This is a genomic window from Novosphingobium album (ex Hu et al. 2023), assembly GCF_022832385.1.
GTDB lineage: Bacteria > Pseudomonadota > Alphaproteobacteria > Sphingomonadales > Sphingomonadaceae > Novosphingobium > Novosphingobium album.
The window spans coordinates 1-24,653 of the sequence record NZ_JALHLE010000020.1 but is presented as its reverse complement, the minus strand read 5'-3'; the positions used below and the strand labels follow the sequence as shown (position 1 = coordinate 24,653).

At 64.1% G+C, this 24,653-nt stretch carries 20 protein-coding genes and 1 tRNA gene; 15 read left to right on the top strand and 6 right to left on the bottom strand.

Annotated features, from left to right (window positions below; genetic code table 11):
- Positions 1 to 36: 36 nt before the first annotated feature.
- The 4 genes from thiL to MTR64_RS13465 all read left to right on the top strand — a co-directional run bounded on the left by thiL (position 37) and on the right by MTR64_RS13465 (position 5,452).
- Positions 37 to 987 (top strand): thiamine-phosphate kinase, encoded by a 951-nt coding sequence (gene thiL / locus MTR64_RS13480; RefSeq protein WP_243994604.1) that lies wholly within the window; start codon positions 37 to 39, stop codon positions 985 to 987.
- A gap of 151 nt (positions 988 to 1,138) precedes the next feature.
- Positions 1,139 to 3,232, top strand: coding sequence for a sodium-translocating pyrophosphatase (locus MTR64_RS13475; RefSeq protein ID WP_243994603.1), 2,094 nt, complete (start codon positions 1,139 to 1,141; stop codon positions 3,230 to 3,232).
- Positions 3,233 to 3,422: 190 nt separating this feature from the next.
- Positions 3,423 to 4,589, top strand: coding sequence for a GNAT family N-acetyltransferase (locus MTR64_RS21495; protein WP_243994602.1), 1,167 nt, complete (start codon positions 3,423 to 3,425; stop codon positions 4,587 to 4,589).
- Positions 4,586 to 5,452 carry a cupin-like domain-containing protein gene (locus MTR64_RS13465; RefSeq protein WP_243994601.1) on the top strand — a complete coding sequence of 289 codons (867 nt, stop codon included), beginning with the start codon at positions 4,586 to 4,588 and terminating at the stop codon, positions 5,450 to 5,452. Before MTR64_RS21495 ends, MTR64_RS13465 begins: the two co-directional genes overlap by 4 nt.
- 139 nt (positions 5,453 to 5,591) lie before the next feature.
- Here the strand turns inward: MTR64_RS13465 and MTR64_RS13460 are convergent, their stop codons facing one another.
- Complete coding sequence (locus MTR64_RS13460) at positions 5,592 to 5,990, bottom strand: helix-turn-helix domain-containing protein (RefSeq protein ID WP_268740908.1); 399 nt, start codon at positions 5,988 to 5,990, stop codon at positions 5,592 to 5,594.
- Positions 5,991 to 6,512: 522 nt separating this feature from the next.
- Here MTR64_RS13460 and MTR64_RS13455 point away from each other — a divergent pair.
- Complete coding sequence (locus MTR64_RS13455; protein WP_243994599.1) at positions 6,513 to 6,950, top strand: hypothetical protein; 438 nt, start codon at positions 6,513 to 6,515, stop codon at positions 6,948 to 6,950.
- 55 nt (positions 6,951 to 7,005) lie between these two features.
- Here the strand turns inward: MTR64_RS13455 and uvrC are convergent, their stop codons facing one another.
- Positions 7,006 to 8,949, bottom strand: coding sequence for an excinuclease ABC subunit UvrC (gene uvrC, locus MTR64_RS13450; protein WP_243994598.1), 1,944 nt, complete (start codon positions 8,947 to 8,949; stop codon positions 7,006 to 7,008).
- A 55-nt stretch (positions 8,950 to 9,004) separates the two neighbouring features.
- On the bottom strand, positions 9,005 to 11,863 hold the full coding sequence (locus MTR64_RS13445; protein WP_243994597.1) for a TonB-dependent receptor plug domain-containing protein: 2,859 nt from the start codon (positions 11,861 to 11,863) through the stop codon (positions 9,005 to 9,007).
- A 252-nt stretch (positions 11,864 to 12,115) separates the two neighbouring features.
- On the opposite strand from MTR64_RS13445, the gene infA reads away from it, so the two are divergent.
- The 7 genes from infA to MTR64_RS13410 all read left to right on the top strand — a co-directional run bounded on the left by infA (position 12,116) and on the right by MTR64_RS13410 (position 16,592).
- Positions 12,116 to 12,361 carry a translation initiation factor IF-1 gene (gene infA / locus MTR64_RS13440; protein WP_007014967.1) on the top strand — a complete coding sequence of 82 codons (246 nt, stop codon included), beginning with the start codon at positions 12,116 to 12,118 and terminating at the stop codon, positions 12,359 to 12,361.
- Entirely contained in the window at positions 12,342 to 12,965 is a 624-nt protein-coding gene (locus tag MTR64_RS13435) for a Maf family protein (RefSeq protein ID WP_243994596.1), read from the top strand. Before infA ends, MTR64_RS13435 begins: the two co-directional genes overlap by 20 nt.
- Positions 12,958 to 13,932 (top strand): ribonuclease E/G, encoded by a 975-nt coding sequence (locus tag MTR64_RS13430; RefSeq protein ID WP_243994595.1) that lies wholly within the window; start codon positions 12,958 to 12,960, stop codon positions 13,930 to 13,932. Before MTR64_RS13435 ends, MTR64_RS13430 begins: the two co-directional genes overlap by 8 nt.
- Positions 13,929 to 14,096 (top strand): DNA gyrase inhibitor YacG, encoded by a 168-nt coding sequence (yacG, locus tag MTR64_RS13425; RefSeq protein WP_084384809.1) that lies wholly within the window; start codon positions 13,929 to 13,931, stop codon positions 14,094 to 14,096. Before MTR64_RS13430 ends, yacG begins: the two co-directional genes overlap by 4 nt.
- A gap of 99 nt (positions 14,097 to 14,195) precedes the next feature.
- Positions 14,196 to 14,271, top strand: a tRNA-Phe gene (locus MTR64_RS13420).
- A 189-nt stretch (positions 14,272 to 14,460) separates the two neighbouring features.
- Positions 14,461 to 15,903: an ATP-binding protein gene (locus MTR64_RS13415; RefSeq protein ID WP_243994594.1), complete on the top strand. Its 1,443-nt coding sequence runs from the start codon at positions 14,461 to 14,463 to the stop codon at positions 15,901 to 15,903.
- Positions 15,900 to 16,592, top strand: coding sequence for a response regulator (locus MTR64_RS13410; RefSeq protein ID WP_243994593.1), 693 nt, complete (start codon positions 15,900 to 15,902; stop codon positions 16,590 to 16,592). The genes MTR64_RS13415 and MTR64_RS13410 overlap by 4 nt, the downstream gene beginning before the upstream one ends.
- Before the next feature lie 9 nt (positions 16,593 to 16,601).
- On the opposite strand, the gene MTR64_RS21490 is transcribed toward MTR64_RS13410, so the two are convergent.
- The 3 genes from MTR64_RS21490 to MTR64_RS13395 all read right to left on the bottom strand — a co-directional run bounded on the left by MTR64_RS21490 (position 16,602) and on the right by MTR64_RS13395 (position 19,357).
- Entirely contained in the window at positions 16,602 to 17,726 is a 1,125-nt protein-coding gene (locus MTR64_RS21490; RefSeq protein ID WP_243994592.1) for a HupE/UreJ family protein, read from the bottom strand.
- 142 nt (positions 17,727 to 17,868) lie between these two features.
- Entirely contained in the window at positions 17,869 to 18,909 is a 1,041-nt protein-coding gene (locus MTR64_RS13400; RefSeq protein WP_243994591.1) for a YHYH protein, read from the bottom strand.
- A 109-nt stretch (positions 18,910 to 19,018) separates the two neighbouring features.
- Positions 19,019 to 19,357 carry a hypothetical protein gene (locus MTR64_RS13395; protein ID WP_243994590.1) on the bottom strand — a complete coding sequence of 113 codons (339 nt, stop codon included), beginning with the start codon at positions 19,355 to 19,357 and terminating at the stop codon, positions 19,019 to 19,021.
- 426 nt (positions 19,358 to 19,783) lie between these two features.
- Between MTR64_RS13395 and MTR64_RS13390 the strand changes: the two genes are divergently transcribed.
- Genes MTR64_RS13390 through MTR64_RS13380 form a run of 3 tightly spaced genes read left to right on the top strand, consistent with a single transcriptional unit; the run spans position 19,784 to position 24,458 of the window.
- A complete protein-coding gene (locus MTR64_RS13390; RefSeq protein WP_243994589.1) occupies positions 19,784 to 21,565 on the top strand; it encodes an N-acetylglutaminylglutamine amidotransferase in 1,782 nt (593 codons plus the stop codon).
- Positions 21,565 to 23,289, top strand: coding sequence for an N-acetylglutaminylglutamine synthetase (ngg, locus tag MTR64_RS13385; RefSeq protein ID WP_243994588.1), 1,725 nt, complete (start codon positions 21,565 to 21,567; stop codon positions 23,287 to 23,289). The genes MTR64_RS13390 and ngg overlap by 1 nt, the downstream gene beginning before the upstream one ends.
- Complete coding sequence (locus MTR64_RS13380) at positions 23,286 to 24,458, top strand: osmoprotectant NAGGN system M42 family peptidase (protein WP_243994587.1); 1,173 nt, start codon at positions 23,286 to 23,288, stop codon at positions 24,456 to 24,458. The genes ngg and MTR64_RS13380 overlap by 4 nt, the downstream gene beginning before the upstream one ends.
- Positions 24,459 to 24,653 lie beyond the last annotated feature (195 nt).

Genomic DNA, 24,653 nt, shown 5'->3' with positions numbered 1-24,653 from the left:
ATTGACCTTCCCGGCCGATGCGGGAAGGAAAGCGCAGTGACCACCGAATTCGCCCTCATCGAGGCCCTGCGCGGCATCGCCCGTTCCCCCGGCGCACGCGGGCTGATGGACGATGCTGCCGTTATCGAGATTGGCGGCGAGAAGCTGGTCCTGACACTCGATACGCTGGTTGAAAGCGTGCATTTCCTGCCCGGCGATCCTCCAGCCTCGGTAGCGTGGAAGCTCGTCGCAGTGAATGCCTCGGACATTTCGGCCAAGGGAGCAGAGCCGCTCGGGTGTCTCTATTCGCACGCACTGGGCGATGACGAGTGGGACAGTGCGTTTCTCGACGGGCTGGCGGAGGCCTGTGCGCACTTCAACCTGCCACTGCTCGGTGGTGATACAGTCCGAATGCCGGAAGGCGCACCGCGCAGCTTTTCGCTGACGGCGCTGGGACGCACCAGCAGTGCCGTGCCCTCGCGCAGTGGCGCGCAGCCGGGCGACCGGGTCTGGGTCAGCGGTACGATCGGTGACTCGGGGCTGGGCCTCGCGGTGCTAACCGGACGTGCCGCCGAAGCCGAAGCAGGCGAATGGCTGACGGAGCGCTACCGGCGCCCCTCACCTGACACCCGTCTCGGTCCGGCACTTGCCCCATGGGTCTCGGCAATGATGGACGTCTCGGACGGACTGCTGATCGACGGACAGCGCATGGCCGATGCCAGCGCCGTGGCGATCAGCATCGCTGCCGATCTTGTCCCTTTATCCGCAGCGTTCCGGAAAACGGCCGGTGACGATCTCGACGCACGGCTCGAGGCGATGACGGCAGGTGACGACTATTGCCTCCTCCTCGCCGCGCCGCCCGAACACACGATGCAAATCCGTGAAACCGCAGCTGCGCTCGATTGCCCGGTAACCGCTATCGGAACCGTATCGGCTGGTGCCGGGCTAACCCTTTTCCATGGTGATCGTCCCATCTCCCTTCCGGAGCGTCTGGGCTACCGGCACTGACCGGCTGGATCCATTTGATCCGGCTGACCACAGGACGACGCAAAACCCGCGATAAGCCGCTTGCCAGTCCCCCGGCTTGTCTATAGCCCTTGCGCCTTCGAGCGGGAAAACCCGTCGAAATAGCGAAAACATATTGGGAAGGGGGCGTTACGTGAATCCAGTCACGATCGCAATAATCCTGGGACTGCTGGCCATCGTCTATGGCTTCGTCACCAGTCGCCAGGTGCTCGGCTCTCCGGCCGGGAACGCAAAGATGCAGGAAATCGCAGGAGCCATCCAGGAAGGCGCGCAAGCCTATCTGAAGCGCCAGTATTCCACCATTGCCGTGGTCGGCGTGGTTGTCGCGGTGATCATCGCGGTGACGCTCGGCACGATTTCGGCAGTGGGCTTTGTCGTCGGCGCAATTCTCTCGGGCGTCGCGGGCTTCATCGGGATGAACATCTCGGTGCGCTCCAACGTGCGCACGGCGGCAGCGGCACAGACCGGGCTGCAGCAGGGCCTCACGCTCGCATTCCGCGCGGGCGCGATCACCGGAATGCTGGTGGCAGGTCTCGCGCTGCTCGCGATTGCGGTGTTCTACTGGTATCTCACGGGTCCGGGCGGGCATACGGTCGGCGGTGATGACCGCACTGTCGTCGAAGCCCTGACCGCGCTCGCCTTTGGCGCTTCGCTGATTTCGATCTTCGCGCGTCTGGGCGGCGGCATCTTCACCAAGGCCGCCGACGTCGGCGCTGACCTCGTCGGCAAGGTCGAGGCCGGCATTCCCGAGGATGACCCCCGCAACCCTGCCGTGATCGCGGACAACGTTGGCGACAACGTCGGCGACTGCGCCGGCATGGCTGCCGACCTTTTCGAGACCTACGTCGTGACCGTGGGCGCCACCATGGTGCTCACCGCGCTGCTTCTGAAGAGTGCAGACAACCTGATGGCGATGATGGCCACGCCGCTGCTGATCGGCGGTGCCTGCATCGTCACCTCGATCATCGGTACCTACTTCGTCCGCCTCGGTGGCGGCAAGAACATCATGGGCGCCATGTACAAGGGCTTCCTCGTCACCGCCGTGCTCTCGGTTCCGGCGATCTGGTTTGCCATGCAGTACACGCTCGGCGACATGGAAGCGGCGATCGGCAGCTACAGCTTCAACGGGCGCATCCTGTTCTATTGCGCGCTGCTGGGCCTTGCCATCACCGGCCTCATAATCTGGATCACCGAGTACTACACCGGCACCAATTTCCGCCCGGTGAAGTCAATCGCCAAGGCCTCGGTCACCGGCCACGGTACGAACGTGATCCAGGGCCTTGCCATCGCGATGGAAGCGACCGCACTGCCTACGCTGGTGATCGTGGCGGGCATCGTCATCGCTTATCAGCTCGCCGGGCTGCTGGGCATTGCCTATGCAGCCACCGCGATGCTGGCGCTGGCGGGCATGGTCGTCGCGCTCGACGCCTATGGTCCTGTCACCGACAATGCCGGCGGCATTGCCGAAATGGCAGGCCTAGACGACAGCGTGCGTGAGAAGACCGACGCGCTCGATGCCGTGGGCAACACCACCAAGGCCGTGACCAAGGGCTATGCCATCGGTTCGGCGGGCCTTGCCGCGCTGGTGCTGTTCGCCGCCTATACCACCGACCTGCGGGAGTTCTTCCCGAACCTGACGGTGAACTTCAGCCTCGAGAACCCCTACGTGATCGTGGGACTGTTGCTCGGCGCGCTGCTGCCGTACCTGTTCGGCTCCATGGGCATGACCGCCGTGGGCCGCGCTGCCGGTGACGTCGTGGTCGACGTGCGCGAGCAGTTCGCGTCCAACCCCGGCATCATGACCCACGAATCCAAGCCGGATTATGCCCGCACGGTGGACCTCGTCACCAAGGCGGCGATCAAGGAGATGATCCTGCCCTCGCTGCTGCCGGTGCTGGCCCCGATCGTGGTCTATTTCGCGATCTCGGCGGTGGCCGGTTCCGAGAACGGCTTTGCCGCGCTCGGAGCGCTGCTGCTCGGCGTGATCGTGGGTGGACTGTTCGTGGCGCTCTCGATGACCTCGGGCGGTGGCGCGTGGGACAATGCAAAGAAATACATCGAAGACGGCAACCACGGCGGCAAGGGCTCCGACGCCCACAAGGCGGCCGTGACCGGCGACACCGTGGGCGATCCCTACAAGGACACCGCGGGTCCGGCCGTGAACCCGATGATCAAGATCACCAACATCGTCGCGCTGCTGCTACTCGCAGCCATGGCGGCTGGTTGATAACAGCCCTGACGGCTGAACCTTTGATGGCCTCGCCGGCATAGTCCGGCGAGGCCTTTTTTGTTGCCGGGTGCGCGATAACGCTGGCAACGAAAATGCGGGACAATAACCATTCCTTGAGGTCCGCTCGCTACACCGTTCGCGACAGGCCGCTTTGCCTGCTTCAACCATCGATTTCAGGCAAGCAGCAGTGGGTATTCAGGACCAGATTGCGGTTCTTCCGGATACACCCGGGTTCCGCCATCACACCGCATCATCCGGCAGGCTCGCCTGCGTGCCCTGGCGCCGCCTCGAGCAGGACCTCGAGGCATGGGATGCGCTCGCGCTGAACGCCAGCGAGCCCAATCCGTTTTTCGAGAGCTGGTACCTCCTGCCATCGCTGCGCCACCTTTCCCCCGGGCATGAGGTCATGATCCTGCGGTTGGACCTGGACGGCCAGCTGGCGGGCATACTGCCCATAGTGCGCGCAAGCCGCTATTATCGCTGGCCCATTCCCAACATTTCAAGCTGGGTCCACGACAACGCCTTCTGCGGCCTTCCGCTGGTTTGGCATGGCGCGGAGACGGTATTCTGGCAGGCGATACTGGACTGGGCGGACGGCCACGTCGGCACCGGGTTGTTCCTTCATCTGCAGGGGCTGACGGGCCCCGGGCCGCTCCGTGCAGCTCTGGACACGGTACTGGAGCAAACCGGCCGGCATGCGGAGACCGTGCATTTCGAAGAACGGGCCATGCTCGCATCGGATCTTGCCTCCGAGACCTATTGGGAGGCCTCGCTAGCCACAAAGAAGCGCAAGGAACTGCGGCGGCAGGCCAATCGCCTGTCTGACCTCGGCGAATTGCGGTTCCATCGCACCGAAGGAATCGCGGACATCGACCAGTGGTGCGCGGACTTCCTGAAACTCGAGCAGTCCGGATGGAAAGGCCGTGCGGGATCAGCGCTGGCCTGCGACAAGGGCACGGCCGCCCTGTTTCGCCAGAGCCTGCCCGGCGCTGCCCGGCGCGGCCGCCTCGAACGTGCAGCGCTTACACTGGACGGCAGGCCGATCGCGATGCTGGCCACTTTCCTCGCGCCGCCCGGTGCCTTCTCCTACAAGACCGCATTCGACGAGGTCTATGCGCGGTATTCACCGGGTGTGCTCCTGCAACGCGAAAATCTCTGCCGTCCGGAACAGCCCGGCGTCGGCTGGCGCGACAGTTGCGCCTCGGCCGATCACCCGATGATCGACCATATCTGGCGCGAGCGGCGGCAGGTCTCGCGCCTATCCATCGCTATCGGCGGCCGCGTGAGGCGCGCTGCCTTCCGCCAGATCGTCCGCCGGGAAACCGCGCGCCAGTCCGCAGGGAACAGGCCATGAATGCAACTGCCACGATAACACCGGGGACGGTTTTTGACGCCGGGAGCCACGCGACGTTCGCTGCGCAGTACCCCGAAGTTCCGCACAGGCTGGCACATGCCCTTGGCGCGCATCCGTTGTTCGAACTGGAAGCACTGGCACAATTGGCCGAGACGCTTCCCGAAGCCTCGATCGAGTACAATGCCAGCGATCAGCCACTGGGCATCGACGGCAAGCCCGATCCGACCGACATCCCGATCGGCGAGACGATCCGCAACATCGAAAGCTCGGCATCCTGGGCCGCCATCAAGAACATCGAACAGAACCCGGCCTACGCCGCGCTGCTGGCCGATCTGCTCGAAGAACTGCGCCCCGCGATCGAGGCCAGGACCGGCAGGATGCTGAAAACGCAGGCGTTCGTCTTCGTCACCTCGGCGGGCGGCGTGACACCCTATCACTTCGACCCGGAGCACAACATCCTGCTCCAGCTGCGCGGGTCCAAGGTCATGACCCAGTTTCCGGCGGGCGACGCGCGCTTCGCGCCCGACGAGGTGCATGAGACCTATCACACCGGCGGCGGCCGTGAACTGCGGTGGGACGATGCGCTGCTCACCGGTGGCACTGAATTCGCGATCATGGCAGGGGAAGCGCTGTTCGTGCCGGTGATGGCGCCGCATTTCGTCCGGAACGGCCCAGAACCCTCGGTTTCGCTGTCGATCACATGGCGCTCCGAATGGAGCTTCGCCGAAGCCGATGCCCGCGCCTTTAACGGCGTGCTGCGCCGCTTCGGGCTCCAGCCTGCCGCGCCCGGACGCTGGCCTGCAGGCAATCATGGCAAAGCTGCGGGCTGGCGTATCCTGCGCAAACTCACCGCGGGACGCTAACCCACCTGCGGCCTACCTGAAGGCCGGGTGGAAAAATTTCTCCCGTAACGGGCTCCCGTTTTTGGCAGACCGATCCGACGGTTTGAATGTCAGAAAAGCGGGGCAGGCTACCGTTCGTCCTGTCCAAAGCCCCGCAAATTCAGTGCCTGCCTCTTTTGGCAGACGCATTGAATGGGCGAGGCAGGAATGACGAGGCACCCCGCACCGCTGCAAAAAGCCGATCCCGCTTCGAGCGCGATTTCGCTTTTTGCGAGAACGGAGAAGGCTCCACACTGGCACTCTCGCGAAACTTTGCCTGCAGCGCCGCGACTATTTCACCCTCATCGAGATGCACGGCTTTCGCGAACGCTCTGGTGAAACCCAAGGTATGCACCCGGCTCGGCATGAGATCGAATTCATCGCGTTCAATCGCGGTGAGATACCGTGACGAAACTTTTGTGAGTGCAGCCACGTCGGCGATCGTCATTTCTGCACCTTGCCTGGCAAGGCTGAGCGTCGCGCCAATTCGACGTCCGTTCGAAAGTTCTCTTTTTTCCATACTGTTGACCCTACCGGATGGGTCGATCCCATCTCTGCATGCGCCTGGAAGGCATTAACCTTTGTCCGCCTTAACCACGAAATCGCATTCTGGTTCCCAACCGACCCTTCTTCTGTTCGGAGCCGCGATGGCGATTGTGACCGACATAGTTGTCGTTAGCGCAATGGCGGCCGTGCCGGTGTGTGCGGAACGGCGACTTTTGAGACGGAAGCGGCGATTGCTGCCATGAAGAACGCTCGGGGCAATTCGGCCTCGCTGTCCAGTCTTGTCGCCACATCACTTCACCCCTACTTCCTTACAAAAGGACCTGACCAGAATGATTTAAACAATATCATTCAATATGGCACTTCTTAAAGATAGAAGTCAAAAGTTAGTAAACAACAATCCCGTTGAACAATATTTAACCGACACCTAAACTCCTTCCATCGATGTGCGATGCCACTTCCAGATCACAATACCCCTCTCCCTTCGAAGCGGCTTGAACGCGCCGTTGACTGCGTTCCATCAAGAAGGAGAAAGAGAATGCGACATGGCAAACTGGCATTTCTCGCGCTGAGCCTGATTGCAGCGCCTGCGCTTGCACAAAACGACGGCCCCACTTTCGACAAAGGGCCAGTGTGGGACTTCGCGGATATCAAGACAGTCGATGGCCACTTCGACGATTACATGGCCTGGCTGGCCGGCCCCTGGAAGGAACAGCAGGAAGCCATGAAGAAGGCCGGCTATATCATGGACTACAAGGTCATGCTGGTCTCTGATCCGCGCGAAGGCGAACCGGATATCATCCTCGCCACCCAATATGCCAACATGGCCGCATTCGATCACTCGACCGCAGACGAATATTCCCTGGGCAAGAAGATCTGGGGCTCGATGAGCAAGGCCAACCAGGAACAGGCGGCCCGCAGTTCGATCCGTACCGTCATGGGCGACATGCTCGTGCGCGAGGCCATTTTGAAATAACCGGAAGCGGTAAGCCGGGCGGTCTGCACGCGACACGGACGCCCGGTTCGCCGCGTCACCCGCCGGGGTGGTAGAAATCGTAAATCGTCTGCGCCACCGCCGCGCTGACGCCGGGCGCGCGCTGGAGATCCTCCAGACTGGCCGCGCGCACTTTCCCTGCCGTACCGAAGTGCAGCAGCAGCGCCCGCTTGCGCGCGGGACCGATGCCGGGAATTTCATCGAGCGGGCTTGCGGTGATGGCCCTGCTGCGCTTGTCGCGGTGGGCGCCGATCACATAGCGGTGCACTTCGTCGCGCAGGCGCTGAAGGTGGAACAGCAGCGGTGAATTGACCGGCAGCATTTTCTCGCGCCCGTCGGGGAAGTGGAACACTTCGCGCCCCTCGCGCCCGTGGTGCGGTCCCTTGGCGATGGCGATAAGGTTGACGTCCTCGATGCCGAGTTCCTCCAGCGCATCCTTCACCGCGCTCATCTGGCCCTTGCCGCCATCGATCAGCACGAGGTCGGGCCAGGTCCCGCTCGTGCGCTCGGGGTCTTCCTCCTGCACACGACCGAAGCGGCGGGTCATGACTTCGCGCATCATCGCGAAGTCGTCGTTGGTCTGCGCCGACTTGATGTTGAACTTGCGGTACTGGTTCTTGAGGAAGCCTTCCGGCCCCGCCACCACCATCGCCCCCAGTGCCTTGGTGCCCTGGATATGCGAGTTGTCGTAGACCTCGATCCGCTGTGGCACGTCGGGCAGTTCGAGGAACTCCGCCAGTTCGCGCATGATCTTCGCCTGCGTGCCGCGCTCGGCGAGACGGCGGTCGAGCGCCTCGACGGCGTTGCGCGTGGCCTGCTCCATCAGCCGCCTGCGCGACCCACGCTGAGGGATGGAAATCTCGACTTTGCCCCCTGCCCCTTCACGAAACGCCTCGGCCAGCAATTCCCGCTCGGGTAGCTCGCGGTCGACAAGGATGGTGCGCGCGGGCGGCACTTCCTCGTAGAATTGGGTGAGGAAGCTTTGCAGCACCTCTTCCTCCGAAAGCCCCTCGGTATGCGTCGGGAAGAAGGCGCGGTGGCCCCAGTTCTGGCCGCCGCGAATGAAGAAGGCCTGCACGCCAATCTGGCCATTGCGGTTGGCGAGCGCGAATATGTCGGCACTGTCGAGCCCTTCGGCGTTGATCGCCTGACTGCCCTGGATGAAAGTCGCCGCACGCAGCCGGTCACGCAGCATCGCGGCGCGCTCGAAATCCAGGGTTTCGGCGGCCTCGGCCATCTGCGCCTCGATCTTGCGCTGCACCGCGCTGGATTTGCCGCCGAGGAAGTCCTTCGCCTCCTGCACCAGTTCCGCGTAGCCCGCCTCATCGATGCGGCCAACGCAAGGGGCCGAGCAGCGCTTGATCTGATAGAGCAGGCAAGGCCGGTCGCGCCGCGAAAAGAAGCTGTCGGTGCAACTCCTCAGCAGGAACAGCTTCTGCAGCGCATTGATCGTGGTGTTGACCGACCCTGCGCTGGCGAAGGGGCCATAGTAGTTACCCTTGGCCTTGCGCGCACCGCGATGCTTCATGATCCGCGGGAACTCGTGATCAGAGCGCAGCAGGATGAAAGGGAACGACTTGTCGTCGCGCAAAAGCACGTTGTAGGCCGGGCGGAAGCGCTTGATCAGCTGCGCTTCGAGCAGCAGTGCTTCGGCTTCCGAATTGGTCGTGACGATCGTCATCGAGCGCGTCTGGCTGACCATGCGCTGCAGGCGGATCGGCAGGCGTTCCCACTGAACGTAGTTGGCCACCCGGTTGCGCAGGACCCTTGCCTTGCCGACATAGAGGACTTCGCCGCGTGCATCCTGCATCCGGTACACGCCCGGTCGCGAGGGCAGCGTGCGCACCGTATCGCGGATCACCTCGGCCCCGGCCTGCAGGTCGGGCTGATCGCTCCCGCGCACGGTGTAGGTCGCCCGCTCCTCGTTGAAGCGTTCGCCACCCTGGGGGTTATCGGGAGTTCCGGCAGGAGTACGCGCCATCGCCGCGAGATAGGACGCGCGACGGCGAAACGGTAGCCCTGCCGGAGCGTTGTCCTCAGAAGCGCTTGCGCAGGTCGATCCCTATCACGCGGCCGAGCGGTTCGCGGAAAGCCTTCTGATAGGCGATCGGCACTTCGCCATCCTCGTCCGTGACCTTCTGGCGGGAATCGAACAACCGGTCGACGGTGAACGACACGCGCGTGCCCTGCAGAAATGGCACTTTCGCGATCAGATTTTTCTGCTGATCGAGATCCATGAACAACCGCAAGTTCACCGCGGTGTAGGCACCGAAGCGCAAGTCCGAACTGCCGGGCAAGCCGCTGCCGTTGACGTGCGCCGGCGCTGTCCATTGTCCATTGAGGCGCAGGCCCACGCCGTTCCTGAACAGCCCGCCCTCGAACTCGATGGCATGGCGCGCCACGCCCCCAGCGGCAATCGCATCACCTGCCAACTGATCGAGCACCGGCACGCCTGCGGCAATCGCCACGCGGTCGCTGAAGCGCCAGGTGTGGTAGATCGAGATATTCCACCGCCCGCCACGCGGCGGCCCGGCCATCGGGCCGCGCATGCCTCCACCGGATGGCGCCCGCGAAGCAGTTTCCGGCGGTGTCTGCGAGGCCGCGCCGCCCGGCCGCCCGCCATCAGCGCTGCACATCCTCTCGCGCATCTGTGCCAGACGCGCCTCGTCGACCTTGCCGTCTTCGCCGTGCAGCCGCTCCGCCATGCGTTCCGGCAGAGCCGACAGCTCGACCGCACCCTTCGCGCAGATCGCGGCGCGGAGGCGAGCGAATTGCCCGGGATCGAAGCCGGGACGGAATGTGGCATCCGCCGAGCAGGCGCGCTCGCGGAACTGGGCGAGCTTTTGCGGGTCGGGCTTTCCATCCACGCCGGCGAGGCGGCTGCGCAACCCTTCCGGCAAGCCCGCCATGTCAGGTTCTGCACCGGGCGTGCAAAGCTGCGTACGGATGGCCTCGAAGCGAGACGGGTCGAAGCTGTTCCGCGTCCCTCCCGGCGAGGCTTCAGGGCCCGGCGGTGGTGTGGCGGGCCGCGCAGCTTCCGGCGAGCCGCCGCGCGAGCCGAACCCGCCCGCGTCGCTGCCCAGTTTGCCGGAAAGGTTGATGCCCCAGCGGATGCTCGAATTGGACACTTCGTCGAAAGTCACGGCCCGCCGGTCGATGGCGAGCAGGTTTCCGGCACTGTCGCGCGTCACCCGGTTGGCGAAGGCCGCCTCGATCGCGGGCGTCAGCAACGGGAACGACTGGGTGACGTCGGTGGAGCGGTTGCGGAAATATTCCACCATCAGGTTCGAGCGGTCGAGGAACGGCAGCTTCCATTGCGCGGACAGCTTGATGTCACGCTGCTTCTCCTTGACCAGATCGGGATTGCCGCCCGTGGTCGTGGTCACCAGCGCCGTCGTCGCGTTGGTGAAGTCATAGACCGCAACGTTGTAGTTGAGCACCGTCGGCGCGCCGAGCTGCGCCAGCGAGGGCGCGGCTTCGTTGACGAGGTAGCTCGCCTGGAAGGTCAACGTATCCGTGGGAGACCAGGTGAGGCCCGCGCTCCAGTCCGTCAGCGTCCCGAAATCGGAAAGATGGTTGAGCCCGCCGCTGACATTCAGCGACACATCGCCCACGGCACCCAGAAATTCGCTGCTGGTCAGCGGCAGCGCGAGGTTCAGCCCGCCCTGCAGGTCTCCGCGCCGCAGCGTCACGGCACCCATCGTATTGCGGCTGTCCTCGCTGCGGGTTCGGCTGAAGTCGTATCCGGCCTTGACTGTCAGGTTGGCATCACCTGCCGGTGTTCGGAACGCCTTCCCGGACAGGGTGGCGAGGCTGGTGAGCGACAACGCGCGGTTGGTGGCTGTGTCCACGCCCGCGCCCGGGACGAAGGGCAATGCGCCGTCGATCGCCAGATTGCCGGCAGCAGCGGCATCTACCAGTCCCGAGGTATCGCGCCGCCGGTCCACCCGCGTGTTCGTATCGACATAGCTGCCGTCGGCGGTCGCGCTGAAGGTCCAGTTGCCGAGCATCTTGCTGTAGCCGAAGCTGGCATCGAACTCGTCCGCCACCACGCGCGTGGTGAGCGGATCGGGCAAGGCACGCAGGGCGCTGTTACCGTCATAGCTCAGCGTTACCGTATCGAGGCCGGAGAGCCTGGTGGTCTGGGTGTGCGTGTAGCCACCACTGGCGGTACTCGAGCCGCCCAGGCCGTTCTCGCCCAGCCCCTGCGTCATCGTGCCTTCGAGCGAGAATTCGTGGTCCGCACTGGCCAGGCTGCGGTACCGCGCGGGATCGGGATCGCCCGCGACGGTCGGCATGGCCGAGGCATCCTGCTTCACCTGACGCTCTGCCTCGGTCAGCATCGTCGTTTCGTCGAGCTTGGCCGTCACGTTGTAGCGGCGAGGGCCCGATATTTTGAACAAGCCGCCTTCCAGCTCGAAGTTGTCGTAACCACCGCGATCAGGCCGGTTGTATTCGCCTGCTGCCGTCATGGCTGCAAACTGGTCCTTGAGGATGATGTTGATCACGCGCTGGTTGGGCGGATAGCCGAACCGCAGCGCGACTTCCTCGGGCAGGACTTCGAGGCGGCGGATCGCCTCGGGCGGAATATTGCGCATTTCCCGGAAACTGCTGATCCGCTGCCCGTTCACGAGCATGACCGGCCGGCCATCGCCACGCCCCCGCCCGCTCGTCGTCTGCGGGGAGATCGCTTCGATCAGCTCGGCAATGGAATTGGCGCCGTAGGACGCGATGTCCTCTTCATCGAACACCTGCACGGGCTGTTGCGGCCCATCGATCTGGCCGCGGATACGAACACCCATGACGAGGATTTCGTTGCCGTGGACCTCCAGAGGGTCATTCGACTCGTCGTCGGTGATCAGAGATGGCCCGGTTTCTTGCGCAAATGCGCCCATCGGCCAGCACAGACAGCTCGCAAGACTGAGCAGGGAAAGGGAACGCACCGTCGAGAATCTCCGCCAAGATCATCCATGTCCCATCCCGGTTGCGCTGATGCCTTGTCCCATTTCGCCGGGCAAGTTCACGCCTCGTAACATTTTGTCGCAGCGTATCTTTCATCACACTGAACCGCGAAGACTTCCATTTTCGGCGGACCGCCGCTATGTGGCGCCCCGATGACACATCAGAACAACGGATATTGATCGCCGATGGCGAAAGAAGAACTCCTCGAGATGCGCGGCAGGGTCGTCGAACTCCTGCCCAACGCCATGTTCCGCGTAGAGCTGGAAAACGGCCACGAGATCCTTGGCCATACCGCTGGCAAGATGCGCAAGAACCGCATCCGCGTGCTGGTCGGCGACGAAGTCCTCGTCGAGCTCACCCCCTACGACCTTACCAAGGGTCGTATCACCTACCGCTTCATGCCCGGTCGCGGTGGCCCCGGTCAGTACTGAGGCCCCTGTCGGGGAGGCGCCAGCCGCCGCCCCCGCTCCCCGCCTGATCCTGGCTTCGGCCAGCCCGCGCCGCCGCGAACTGATCGCGCGTCTGGGATTGACTCCGGACGCCATCGCAGCGGCCGATATCGATGAGACCCCGGCTGCGCGCGAAGTGCCGCGCGACTATGCCCGCCGCATGGCGCGCGAAAAGGCGTGCGCCGCAGCCTCGTCCGATGCATTCGTATTGGCCGGAGACACCGTGGTTGCCTGCGGACGGCGCATCCTGCCCAAGGCCGAGGATGAAACAACCGCGCGCGCCTGCCTCGACCTGCTGTCCGGCCGCCGCCACCGCGTGCTCTCCGCGATTGCCCTGCGGGCGCCCGACGGATCGGTGCGCGAGCGGCTGTCCGAAACCATAGTCCGCTTCAAGCCGCTTTCGCGCGAGGAAGTCGACGCCTACATCGCGGGTGGCGAGTGGGACGGAAAGGCGGGCGGCTATGCCATTCAGGGCAGTGCCGAAGGTCTCATCGCGTGGATCTCCGGCAGTCATTCAGGCGTCGTCGGCCTCCCCTTGTTCGAGACCCGGGCCCTGCTGAAATCAGCGGGATTCGCGATTGCCTGAGTGGCTGGTCGAGGAAGGGATCGGCGAAAGCCGCGCGATCCTGATCGAAGGCGGCGATGTATTGGCAGCCCGCCTCGAATGGCCGGGGCACCTGTCAGCCGGAGAAGTCGCCGAAGCGCTGCTCGTCTCCCGCCGCGCCGGATCGCCGCGCGGTACGGTCCGCTTTGCCTCTGGTGAGGAAGCGCTGGTTGACGGCCTCGCAGCATCGGCCAGCGAGGGCGCGCCGGTACGTGTGCAGGTAACGCGTTCCGCAATGGCCGAGACTGGCCGTTTCAAACGCGCGCAGGCGCGCGCCTGTTCCCTGCCTGTGCGTCCTGCCCCTGCTCTGACCGAATCCCTGTCGGCGAACGGGTTGCCCGTGCGCACCGTCCGCCGCTTCCCCGATGATCCCTGGCCGGAACTGATCGGCGAGGCGCTGGATGGCGTGATCGCCTTCGATGGCGGCGCGCTCGTCGTCACGCCGACTCCCGCGATGACACTGATCGACATCGACGGCACGCAGGCGCCAAGAGCGCTCGCTCTGGCAGCTGTCCCGGCGATCGCCCGCGCCATCGGGCAGCTCGATCTCGCCGGCTCGATCGGCATCGATTTTCCATCATTGGAACGCAAGGACGACCGGCGCATGGTGGACGAGGCGCTCGCTGCCGCGCTGGATCACTGGCCGCACCAGCGCACGGCAATGAACGGTTTTGGATTCGTCCAGCTCGTCTCCCGGCTGGAACGCCCCTCGATCCTGCAACGCGTCCGCAGCGACCCGGCAGGTGCCGCCGCGCGCCTGCTGCTGCGACAGGCAGAAATGGTCAGTGCACCGGGAAGACTGCTCCTCACGGTACCCTCCTCCGTTCGCACCGCGATCACCCCGCAATGGGAATCGGAACTCGCCCGCCGGACCGGCCGCTCGCTGCAATGGAGCGAAGAACCCGGCCTTGCACTCACCGGCGGATTCGCGCAGGCCGTCACGCCATGACCAAGTCCGAACGCAAATGTCCCATCTGCGGCAAGCCCCGCAAGGCCGAACACGCGCCATTCTGTTCCAAACGCTGCCGGGACCGGGATCTCCTGCAATGGCTCGACGATGGCTATGCGCTGCCCGGTCCACCCAGCTTTCCGGACAATTCACAGGACGATTGAAAAATCCTCTCGATTAGGGGGTTGCCAAGCCGGACGCGCTTCGCCATAGGCCCGCAACCAGCCGCTCGCCGGTCCCCACGGACCGCCGCACGAAGCGATGCCCGGGTAGCTCAGTTGGTAGAGCACATGACTGAAAATCATGGTGTCGGCGGTTCGATTCCGTCCCCGGGCACCATCGCTCCCATCACGGGAATCGATGGTTTCCATACTCTTCGACAACACATACAGAACGCTGCAATTTTTCGAGGCTGCTTGGCCATGACCTGATCGGTCGCACCCTGCTTTCCCCCATCATTTATCCATTGTCTGCTGGCAGGTGCGAGGGATTGACCTGCACCACCTGCCAAGGGGACACTCAAGCCAGATGAAAATCAGGCTGTTTACTCTCGTTTTCTTGAGCGTTGCAGGTGCCGCGCTGGCCGGAGCGCTGGCGATGGCTGCGTTCCTCTCGATCAATCTCGAACGGGGTTTCCGGGACTATCTGGCTGCGCGCGACAACGAGCGTCTGCAAGACCTTGCTGCAGAGGTCGTTGCACAGGCCCGCGAAGACGGCGGCGTGACCGCGGTGCGATCCGGTAATGTGTCCCTGGTCGATGTGGTCTCAGCCAAAGTGCCGCTGCCGCCGCCTGGCGCAAAGCCTTTGCACAGCGTCAACGGCCAGCGCCGGATGCCACCTCCTCCCGAAGCTTTGGGGCCCCGCCTGTTCGTCTACGACTGGAACGGCACAAAGCTGCACGGTCCGCCCGGCCCTGCCGATGGACACTGGCCGCGGCATACCGTCCGCAGCACGTTGCGTCTCGACGGGCAGGCGATTGGTTTGCTGGTCCTGCTGCCACGCGGCCCTGCACCACTTGGCGTCGATGCCCGTTTCCTCGCAAGTCAGTACCGGGGCGCCACGGTCATTACCATATTGCTGCTGTTCGCCAGCCTTCTGCCCGCATGGCTGGCAGCCCGCGCAGGCGCGCGGCTTGCAAGCGCCTACCAGCGCGCAAGCGATGCCATTGCCCAGGGCGACTACACTGCGCGGGCACCCGGCAGCTTCGTTGCCGAAGTGGACGTTGTCGGAAGTGACATCAATGCCATGGCCGAAGCACTCGGCCAGCTCGAGCAAACGCGACGGCGCTGGCTGGCCGAAATTGCCCACGAGTTACGCACACCGCTGGCGGCCCTTCGCGCCGAACTGGAAGCGGTGAACGACGGCATCAGGCCACTCGGCGACGAGACATTTCAATCAATCCGCGAGGAGGCCGAGCATCTGGGCCGGCTCGTGGAGGACCTGCATCAGCTTGCCATGGCTGATCTTGATGCATTGCCCTGCACATTCCTGCCAACCGATGCAGGCGACGTATGCCGGGCCGCGATCGACCGCTTTGCCCGCCAGGCGCAAGCCAGCGGTCTGGCATTGCACTTCGACGGCCGGTCCGAAGCTGTGCCCGTGACGTGGGATGCGGCTCGTATCGAACAGCTTCTTGCCAATGCGTTGAGCAATGCCCTGCGCTACACCGATTCGCCGGGCGAAGTGCGCATTGCGCTGGCCCCCGCGAACGAGCGGGTCGTCATCTGCATCGACGACAGCGCACCGGGGGTTCCTGCACAGTCCCGCGAAGCCCTGTTCGAGCCGCTGTTCCGGCTGGACGAGGCGCGGGACAGGGAAACCGGCGGGAGCGGACTTGGTCTTGCCATCGCCAGAGCTATCGCCCTCGCCCACGGCGGGACATTGACAGCTGCAGATTCTCCGCTCGGTGGACTACGCCTGTGCCTCAACCTGCCGCGCACGGCGCGCCGGTGTCGGAAGGAGGGCAAATGAACGCGCGTACCGTCTTCGTGGTAGAGGATAACACCAAGATCGCCGGCGTGCTGCGCGACTACCTGCATGCCGAGGGTTACACCGCCCGGCTGTTTCCCGACAGCCGCGATGTCCTCGTGGCCGCGCGCGCCAATCCGCCAGCAGCAATCCTGCTAGACCTGATGCTGCCCGGTACCGATGGCTTCACCTTGTGCGGGGCGCTGCGCGAGTTCTGCGCGGCACCGGTGCTGATGCTGACAGCCCGGGTGGACGAGATCGACCGGTTGCGCGGACTCGAGACGGGGGCGGACGACTATATCTGCAAGCCGTTCAGCCCGCGCGAGGTGATGGCGCGGATTGCGGCCGCCATCCGCCGTGCCGAAGGCCGCGTCATCCGCGATGCCGCCGCGAACGCGCCTTATGCCATCGACAGCGAGCAGCAGCGCATCGCCTGGGCCGGGGAGTGGCTGCCGCTCTCACCCGCCGAATACGCGGTGCTTGCCGCGCTGTTCGGCCAGCCTGGGCGGGTCTTTTCGCGCGCGCAACTGCTGGATCGGCTGGGCGATCGTGCTCTCGAATCCTCTGACCGGGCCATCGACAGCCACATGAAGAACATCCGCCGCAAGATTACCTCCGTGGACCCTGAGGCGCGCTGCATCGCCGCGGTCTACGGCATGGGCTACCGTTTCGATCCTCCGACCAAGAGCTAGGGTCAGGACCTAGAGGCCAAGCCCCGCCATTGCAGGGACAGTGCGCCCGGCGATCATCAACAATCCAAAACCCATGGCAGTGGCGGACGCAAGGCGCGGCCCCAACGCGGGCAAGGTTGCACCTGCGCGGACCAGAACACGATGCAGCGCCCAGCCTGCTGCAAGCAGTGCCGCGAGGAACACGACCTGCCCGGCCTCGATGCCGAGATTGAAGCCCGCGAGCATCGGCAGCCGCTGGCTGCTCTCGCCGGCTATCCCGTCCAGAGCCGAGGCAAAACCGAGGCCGTGCAACAGGCCGCACGCGAACACCACGCAAACGCGCGTTGCCGCCCCATGCACGCTTCCCGCAAGATTGAGCAGCGCGACCAGTACGATGCTGAGCGCGATGCCCGGTTCCACCCAGGCTGGATCGGCATGGACAAGACCTAACAATGTCAACGTTAGGGTAGCACTATGGGCCAAGGTGAAGGCCGTCACTTGCGCTGCAAGCTGGCGCCAGGTGACCCCGGCGATCACCAGGGTCAGCAGGAACAACAAGTGGTCCGCGCCACCCAGGATGTGGGTCATGCCGGTTCCGGCCATGGCGGCAAACAGTCCCGCAGTCCCCTGAAAGACTGTGCCAGCTGCATGCATGGGCGTGAGCTGGGCGATCTCGACGTCATCGCCGCGATGAGCGCGCAGGGTCATCTGTCCCTCACCGGCGCGGGTGCCGAACAGATCGGTCCGGACGGTGAGCGGACCAGCCCTGGCAGCGAGCGGCACGCCGGCCATGGCGATCAGGTACGGCGCGCCGGAACTGCTGCCCGTTCCGTTCCCGGTCCCGCCATCCGGATCGGCAAGCCAGAGAAACGCGAAAGGCAGCGTCTGGCCTCCGGTACTCACGGTGAAGCCCGCGCGCACGCGCGCCGATATGGCGGCGCGATGACGGTCAATCTCACCCGGTGACAGCAGCCCGTCGCGGTTTTCGTCCGCGCCTGCCAATGCGCTCGCGGGAACCGCGATGACAAGGTAGCCCTTGTCTCCCACGACATGAAGCGTGGCGTTCTGCCGGGGCAGCAGATGCGCATTCGCAGGCACTGCGAACAGTGCCAGAAACGCAGCGAAGGCGAGCACAAGCGCGCGTGCCTTGATCACCAGCCCCTCGTCGGCGGCATGCGCCTTACAGGGTGGCCGTCTGGTAGGGGATCGCTCCAGCCCGCTTGCCCGCGAGCCATTGGCGCAAGTCGTGGCCTCCCTGCCGCCAGCCGCATCGCGATCACGAGGGGACCGCGCCCGATCACAATGTCCCCCTGACGCAGCGGCTGAAGTAGGGATAACTGTCGGTCACCATGTAATAGTAGATGCCATCCGGGAACTCCGGTGTGACGCCGGTACGCCCGTTGCATTCGTCAAGATCACCCGACTTCGCCGAATAGCTCCAGTCCGAAGTGAAGGCGCCCTCCGGCACCCATGATATCGAGGGACGGCCGGTATCGGGCGTGCTGTCTGCGACATAGCTGCCGGTGCAGACCTTGAGCGCACTCGTCGCGTCCATCGCATCCGTGTAGCAATAACGTGCATAGACGGGAAAACCATCCGCAGCCCAGCCGACAAGCACCATCTTGCGGTTACTGTCCGAAACCCCGTCATTGGTCAGCATCCCTTCGGGCATGCCGTGGTAGTGATAGGTGCCGGTGGGCTGGACGTGGGCATTGTTGCTGTCCACACCGAAATCGAACACGCTCTGCCCCAATGCCTCGATCTTCCAGGTGCCACCGCCGCCATCAAGTGCACAGTCGGACGCCTGGGTGGCACTGCCATCGCAAGTGCCGGCCGTCGCCGGATCGAACTTCACACTGTTGAGCGCGTAGGCAATCGTTCTCGACCCGCCCAGGTCGGTATCGCTGCCTGCAAGGCTGGGCGTGAGCGTCATCGTGGCATTCACCGTCTGTGCGGTAATCGAATTGGGATTTCCGCTGTTGGGAAATTCGCCGGTTGCGTGATCGGGCAGCCCGTTGCCGCTGAGCGTGCGGGTCGCATCATCGCAGTTCCAGTCCCAGCGCGCGGTCAGCACTACCTTGCTAAAGGTTCCCGAATACGTGCCGCTGTAAGGACAGAGTACCGAGGCGGTCGAATAAGTGGCGGTTGTCGCGGTCGGAGAGGGAGTGGGAGTAGGAGACGGCGTTGGCGTCGGGCTTGGCGTCGCGGTGGCGGTCGCCGTCGTATCGGCAGAACTGTTCGCATCCCCGCCACCGCAACCCGTCAAGAGGCACAGTGAAGCGATCGCTATCAGACTCGCGCTGGCGTGATGGCCTTGCCCTCCATTCCCGGGAACCATGAATTCTCCTCCTTGCGCATCCGTTTTCCTCCTGGCGCAATTGCGCGGCGATCGTGGGGGAATTGTGGATACTCGAGACGAGCCAAACGAAAACGCCTGCTGCCTGCCGTCAGGCGGCGGACCGGCGACTGTACAATTCCTCGATCCAGTCAGGCATAAGTGTCAGGCGGAGCGAGACCACTCCGTCCTTGCACCATTCCACATCGCCCCGGAGCAGCCGCCCGTCGCTCAGGCGAACGCGAACGTCATCTCCGGCTACCACCAGCATGCGGGTTTCGAGGATCACCTGCCCTGGCGCCACACTCCGCACCGTGCATGAGGCGGATGTCTCGCGCGTTATCATCGTTCCGGCCAGAAACACCGTTATCGCCTTGACGCTCTCATCCGGCGCCACTCCGCGTGGCGCCGGCTCCGAGAAAGGCCGTTCGTCCATCACCATCCCTGCCATTCTGTTGCACCCGCAGTGCAGGATGCCTCCGACTGTGGAGGATTTATGGATGGAGGTATGGATGGGTGGTGCAAGTACGGACGGCGAAGCCCCCGGCACTGGAATTGCACAGATGCGCAGTCCTAAAGGTTTGGCTTCGGCTGCTGAAAGTGCGGCGGTATATGCGCGAACGCCAAGCCAACCTTCCTGAAAGCAAAATGCCGCTCTGCGGGTTGTTTCGCGAGTTGCGGGAGGATACCATCCCAAAACACATCTGAGGGGGTGCCAGCCGGCAGTGCGCGCCCGCAAACAGTTTCAGATCGCATCAGCGCGACCCAGACGTTATTTTCCGGCAACCGGCACAGGAGGCTATCATAGCTGTCGAGGCAAACAGCAACTTCGTAATTTCGAATTCATTCCGTTCTCTCTCCGAAAGGCAACACTGACATGTGTGGCCTGGCTGGAGAAATCCGCTTCGACGGCACGCTGGCTGACAGCGCCGCGGTCGCCCGCATGGCGGAAAAGCTTGCACCACGTGGCCCGGACGGGGCCGGAGTCTATGCGCAGGGGCGAGTCGCCCTCGCCCACCGGCGACTGAAGATCATCGATCTTTCCGAACATGCCGCGCAGCCCATGGTCGATCCGGACCTTGGCCTGTCGATCGTCTTCAACGGCTGCATCTACAATTACCCCGAACTGCGCGAGGAACTGATCGCCAGAGGCTATCGCTTCTTTTCGCACGGCGACACGGAAGTGATCCTCAAGGCCTTCCACGCGTGGGGAGCTGCCTGCGTCGAACGCCTGCACGGCATGTTCGCCTTCGTCATCGTCGATCGTGACAGCGGTGTCGTCACGATGGCCCGCGACCGTTTCGGCATCAAGCCGCTCTATTATTCGCAAGTCGGCAAGCGGCTGCGCTTCGCCTCGACGCTTCCCGCAATTGTCGCGGCTGGCGATCTCGATACGTCGATCGACCGGGCTGCGCTGCATAACTACATGACCTTCCACGCGGTCGTACCGCCGCCGCGGACCCTGGTCAACGGAGTCAGGAAACTGCCTCCCGCAACGGTGCGCATCTATCAGACGGACGGCAGATTCGCGGACAAGTGCTACTGGAATCCCCCGCACGAGCGTCGCCCCGAAGATGCGGGCCTCTCGCGCGAGGATTGGCGCGACCGGGTGCTCGATGCCCTCAAACTCGCGGTCAAACGCCGCATGGTGGCCGACGTTCCTGTCGGCGTACTGCTGTCGGGCGGCGTCGATTCGAGCGTAATCGTCGGGCTTCTCGCCGAACAGGGCCAGACCGGCCTCATGACCTTCTCGATCGGCTTCGAGGAAGCCAATGGCGAGAAAGGCGACGAATTCGTCTATTCCGATCTGATCGCGCAACGCTTCGCCACCGATCATCACAAGATCTTCGTGCCTTCGTCGGAACTCATGGAGAACCTGCCGGGCACGATCGCGGCGATGTCGGAACCGATGGTCAGTTACGACAACATCGGCTTCTATCTGCTGAGCCGCGAAGTCTCCAGGCACATCAAGGTGGTTCAGTCCGGCCAGGGCGCGGACGAGATCTTCGCAGGCTACCACTGGTATCCCAAGGTGGCGGGCGCGAACTCGGTAGTCGATGCCTATGCCGCCGCTTTCTTCGACCGCAACCATGCGACGCTCGGCCGCCAGCTCGCACCCGAATGGCTGGCCGATAGCGATGCCAGCCGCGATCTCGTGGCTGCACATCTCCTGGCCGCAGGCGCAGAGACCCCGGTGGATGCCGCACTCCGGCTCGATAGTCAGGTCATGCTGGTCGACGATCCGGTGAAGCGGGTCGACAACATGACGATGGCCTGGGGGCTGGAAGCACGCGTGCCGTTCCTCGACCACGAACTGGCCGAACTCGCCGCGACGATCCCGCCCGAGTTCAAACTGCATGACGGCGGCAAGGGCGTGCTCAAGGACGCCGCCCGGCTGGTCGTCCCGCACGAGGTGATCGACCGCAAGAAGGGCTACTTCCCGGTCCCGCAGCTCAAGTACATCTCCGGACCCTACCTCGATCTGGTCCGCGACGCGCTCTCCAGCCAGGCCGCCCGCGAGCGCGGGTTGTTCCGCCAGGAATGGCTCGACACGCTCTACGCGGATCCCGCCAGCCACATCACGCCACTGCAGGGCTCGGAACTCTGGCAGGCCGGGCTGATCGAGATGTGGCTGCAAACGCAGGGGATCGGCTCGTGATGCACGACCAGGCCGTGCTGCCGCACCGGGCGGCCACCGAAAACGCCGTGGCCGAGTGCGGCTGGGGCCGCATCATCTTCGGCAACAGCTTTGCCGAGGTATCGGACTTCGCGGAAGCTCTGCGCGAGGAACAGGCCAATTGCCGCGACATCGCCATTTACGTCACCAATCCACACGTTCTGCTGGCTACGGCGCCGCAGGAGCTTTTCCTCGATCCCTCGCACACCTACCGCCTCATGCGCGAGGACTATGAGGAACAACCGCTGCCTTCGGGCATCACGATCCGCACCATCCGGCCGGGGAGCGACGTGGAGGCGGTCAACCGGATCTTCGCCGCGCGCAACATGGTGGTGATCCGTCCCGAGTTCTTCGACGACAATCTCGAAGCCCGCGGGCTGCACTGGCTTGTGGCGGAAGACCCGCAGACGGGCGACATCCTCGGCGCCGTCATGGGGGTGGATCACACCTTCTACACCGGCCCCGACGACGGGGGCAGTTCCTTGTGGTGCCTCGCCGCCGATCCTCAGGCCCGGCAGGCCGGCATCGGCAAAGCACTGACGCGAACACTTGCCGAGCATTTCTGGAGCCTTGGGCGCGAATACATGGACCTCACCGTCATGCACGACAACGAGGCGGCCATTTCGCTTTACGAGAAGCTCGGCTTCCGCCGCATCCAAAGCTTTACGGTCAAGCGTAAGAACACCTTCAACGAAAAGCTGTTCACCGGCCCGGAGCAAGGCGCCGAACTCAATCCCTATGCCCGCATCATCGTCGACGAGGCCCGGCGGCGCGGCATCCATGTCGAGATCATAGACGCAGAGGGTGGCCTGTTCCGCCTGTCGCTGGGCGGGCGCATGGTGGTGTGTCGCGAAAGCCTGTCCGAGTTCACCAGCGCGGTCGCCATGTCGATCTGCGACAACAAGGAGATCTCGCGCCGCGTGGTTGCCGAAGCCGGGGTCAAGGTGCCCGATCAGGTGGGGTGGGACGGCACGCGCGAACAGATCGAGGACTTCCTCGCGCGCAACGGTTCGGTGGTGGTCAAGCCCGTGCGCGGGGAACAGGGCACGGGAATCTCGGTCGACCTGCGCACTGTCGAAGAGATCGAAACCGCGATCGCCACCGCGCAGCGCATGTCGAGCGCGGTGCTGCTCGAACAGTACTTCGAGGGTCAGGACCTGCGACTGGTGGTCATCAACTTCCGTCTCGTCGCCGCTGCCATCCGAAAGCCGGCTGCCGTCACAGGCGACGGATCGAGCACTATCGCCGAGCTGATCGATGCCCAGAGCCGGCGGCGCATGGCCGCCACCGGTGGGGAGTCGCGCATCCCGATCGACGCTGAAACGAAGCGGATCGTGCGCGCGGCCGGCTACGACATGGATGCGATCCTGCCCGAAGGTGTGGAACTGCTCGTGCGCAAGACCGCGAACCTGCACACAGGCGGCACCATCCACGACGTGACGGATGCGGTGCATCCGGAACTTGTCCAGGCCGCGATCAACGTGGCCAAGGCCATCGACATTCCGGTGGTCGGGGTGGATTTCATGGTGCGTTCACCCAGCTTCGCCGACTATGTCTTCATCGAAGCGAACGAGCGCCCGGGGCTGGCCAACCATGAGCCGCAGCCGACCGCCCAGCGTTTCGTTGACCTTCTTTTCCCCCTTTCCCTCCCCGCCGAAGCGCGTGTCCAGCGCAGCGGCCGCAGATCCAGCGAGCATAAGACTTGAGCCGCCTTGCCATCGACACCGACTACCTCGTCACCATCCTTTCCAAGCTGCTGAAGACGCCGAGTCCCAGCGGCTACACCGACAATGTCGTGCGGCTGGTGACGGCCGAACTCGCCGATATGGGCATCGACGCCGAACTGACCCGCCGAGGCGCGATCCGGGCGGTCCGGCGCGGCGCCGATCCGCGTGGCGCCCGCGCCATCGTCAGCCACCTCGATACGCTGGGCGCACAGGTCAAGAACCTGAAGGACAACGGGCGGCTCGAAATCGTGCCCATCGGCCACTGGTCATCACGCTTTGCCGAAGGCGCGCGTTGCACCATCTTCACCGAGAAAGGCACTTATCGTGGCTCGATTCTGCCGCTCAAGGCTTCGGGCCACACCTTCAACAAGGAGATCGACAGCCAGCCGGTGAGCTGGGACAACGTCGAAGTCCGCGTCGATGCCTATGCCCGCGGCAAGGTCGGGCTTGCCAAGCTCGGCATTGACATAGGCGACATCATCTCCATCGATCCCCAGACCGAAATTCTCGACAACGGCTACATCGTCTCGCGCCATCTCGACGACAAGGCCGGCGTCGCCATCATGCTGGCTGCAATCCGGGCGCTGCAGACCGAGGAAGCCGAGACGCCTGTCGACGTCCACTTCCTCTTCACCATCGCCGAGGAAGTGGGCGTGGGCGCCAGTTCGATCCTGCAGCCGCAGGTCGCCTCGATGGTCGCGATTGACAATGGCACCACTGCTCCCGGGCAGAATTCGGACGAGTTCGGCGTCACCATCGCCATGGCCGACCAGACCGGCCCGTTTGACTACCACCTCACCAAGAAGCTGGCCCACATCTGCCGCGACGAGGACATCCGCTACCAGAAGGACGTGTTCCGGTATTACCGTTCGGATTCCGCCAGTGCCGTCGAGGCCGGGGCGGACGTTCGCACGGCACTGATCACCTTCGGCATCGATGCGAGCCACGGCTACGAGCGCATTCACCTCCATGCCCTGCGTTCGGTGGCGGAACTCGTCACGGCCTATGCGACCAGCCCGGTAATGATCGAGCGCGACCTCGACCAGATCAGCGACGTGCGCGGCTTCACCAAACTGCCCAGCCGAAAGGCCAAGCAGAACCTGTCTGCGGACATCAAGGTCAGCGACGCGAAGACCGACCCGAACTGAACCGCACCGTTTGCCGCTCAGTCTTCATTCCGGAAAAGGGCAAGCACGAGAGCGGCCTCGCCACGTTGCCTTGAGAAGCGACACAGGGTGTTTTTACGCGGCCTGCCTGCGACCTAGGGCCTGTTCTGGATGAGGTTATCGACGACGGAGGGATCTGCAAGGGTTGAGGTGTCGCCGAGGTTGGAGAAGTCGTTC

What these genes read in the sequence shown, in the direction of transcription:
- MTR64_RS13465 (WP_243994601.1), top strand. Translation starts at nt 4,586, where the DNA reads ATGAATGCAACTGCCACGATAACACCGGGGACGGTTTTTGACGCCGGG.
- MTR64_RS13460 (WP_268740908.1), bottom strand. Translation starts at nt 5,990, where the DNA reads ATGGAAAAAAGAGAACTTTCGAACGGACGTCGAATTGGCGCGACGCTC.
- MTR64_RS13455 (WP_243994599.1), top strand. Translation starts at nt 6,513, where the DNA reads ATGCGACATGGCAAACTGGCATTTCTCGCGCTGAGCCTGATTGCAGCG.
- uvrC (WP_243994598.1), bottom strand. Translation starts at nt 8,949, where the DNA reads ATGGCGCGTACTCCTGCCGGAACTCCCGATAACCCCCAGGGTGGCGAA.
- MTR64_RS13445 (WP_243994597.1), bottom strand. Translation starts at nt 11,863, where the DNA reads ATGGGCGCATTTGCGCAAGAAACCGGGCCATCTCTGATCACCGACGAC.
- infA (WP_007014967.1), top strand. Translation starts at nt 12,116, where the DNA reads ATGGCGAAAGAAGAACTCCTCGAGATGCGCGGCAGGGTCGTCGAACTC.
- yacG (WP_084384809.1), top strand. Translation starts at nt 13,929, where the DNA reads ATGACCAAGTCCGAACGCAAATGTCCCATCTGCGGCAAGCCCCGCAAG.
- MTR64_RS13415 (WP_243994594.1), top strand. Translation starts at nt 14,461, where the DNA reads ATGAAAATCAGGCTGTTTACTCTCGTTTTCTTGAGCGTTGCAGGTGCC.
- MTR64_RS13410 (WP_243994593.1), top strand. Translation starts at nt 15,900, where the DNA reads ATGAACGCGCGTACCGTCTTCGTGGTAGAGGATAACACCAAGATCGCC.
- MTR64_RS13400 (WP_243994591.1), bottom strand. Translation starts at nt 18,909, where the DNA reads ATGGTTCCCGGGAATGGAGGGCAAGGCCATCACGCCAGCGCGAGTCTG.
- MTR64_RS13395 (WP_243994590.1), bottom strand. Translation starts at nt 19,357, where the DNA reads ATGGCAGGGATGGTGATGGACGAACGGCCTTTCTCGGAGCCGGCGCCA.
- MTR64_RS13390 (WP_243994589.1), top strand. Translation starts at nt 19,784, where the DNA reads ATGTGTGGCCTGGCTGGAGAAATCCGCTTCGACGGCACGCTGGCTGAC.
- ngg (WP_243994588.1), top strand. Translation starts at nt 21,565, where the DNA reads ATGCACGACCAGGCCGTGCTGCCGCACCGGGCGGCCACCGAAAACGCC.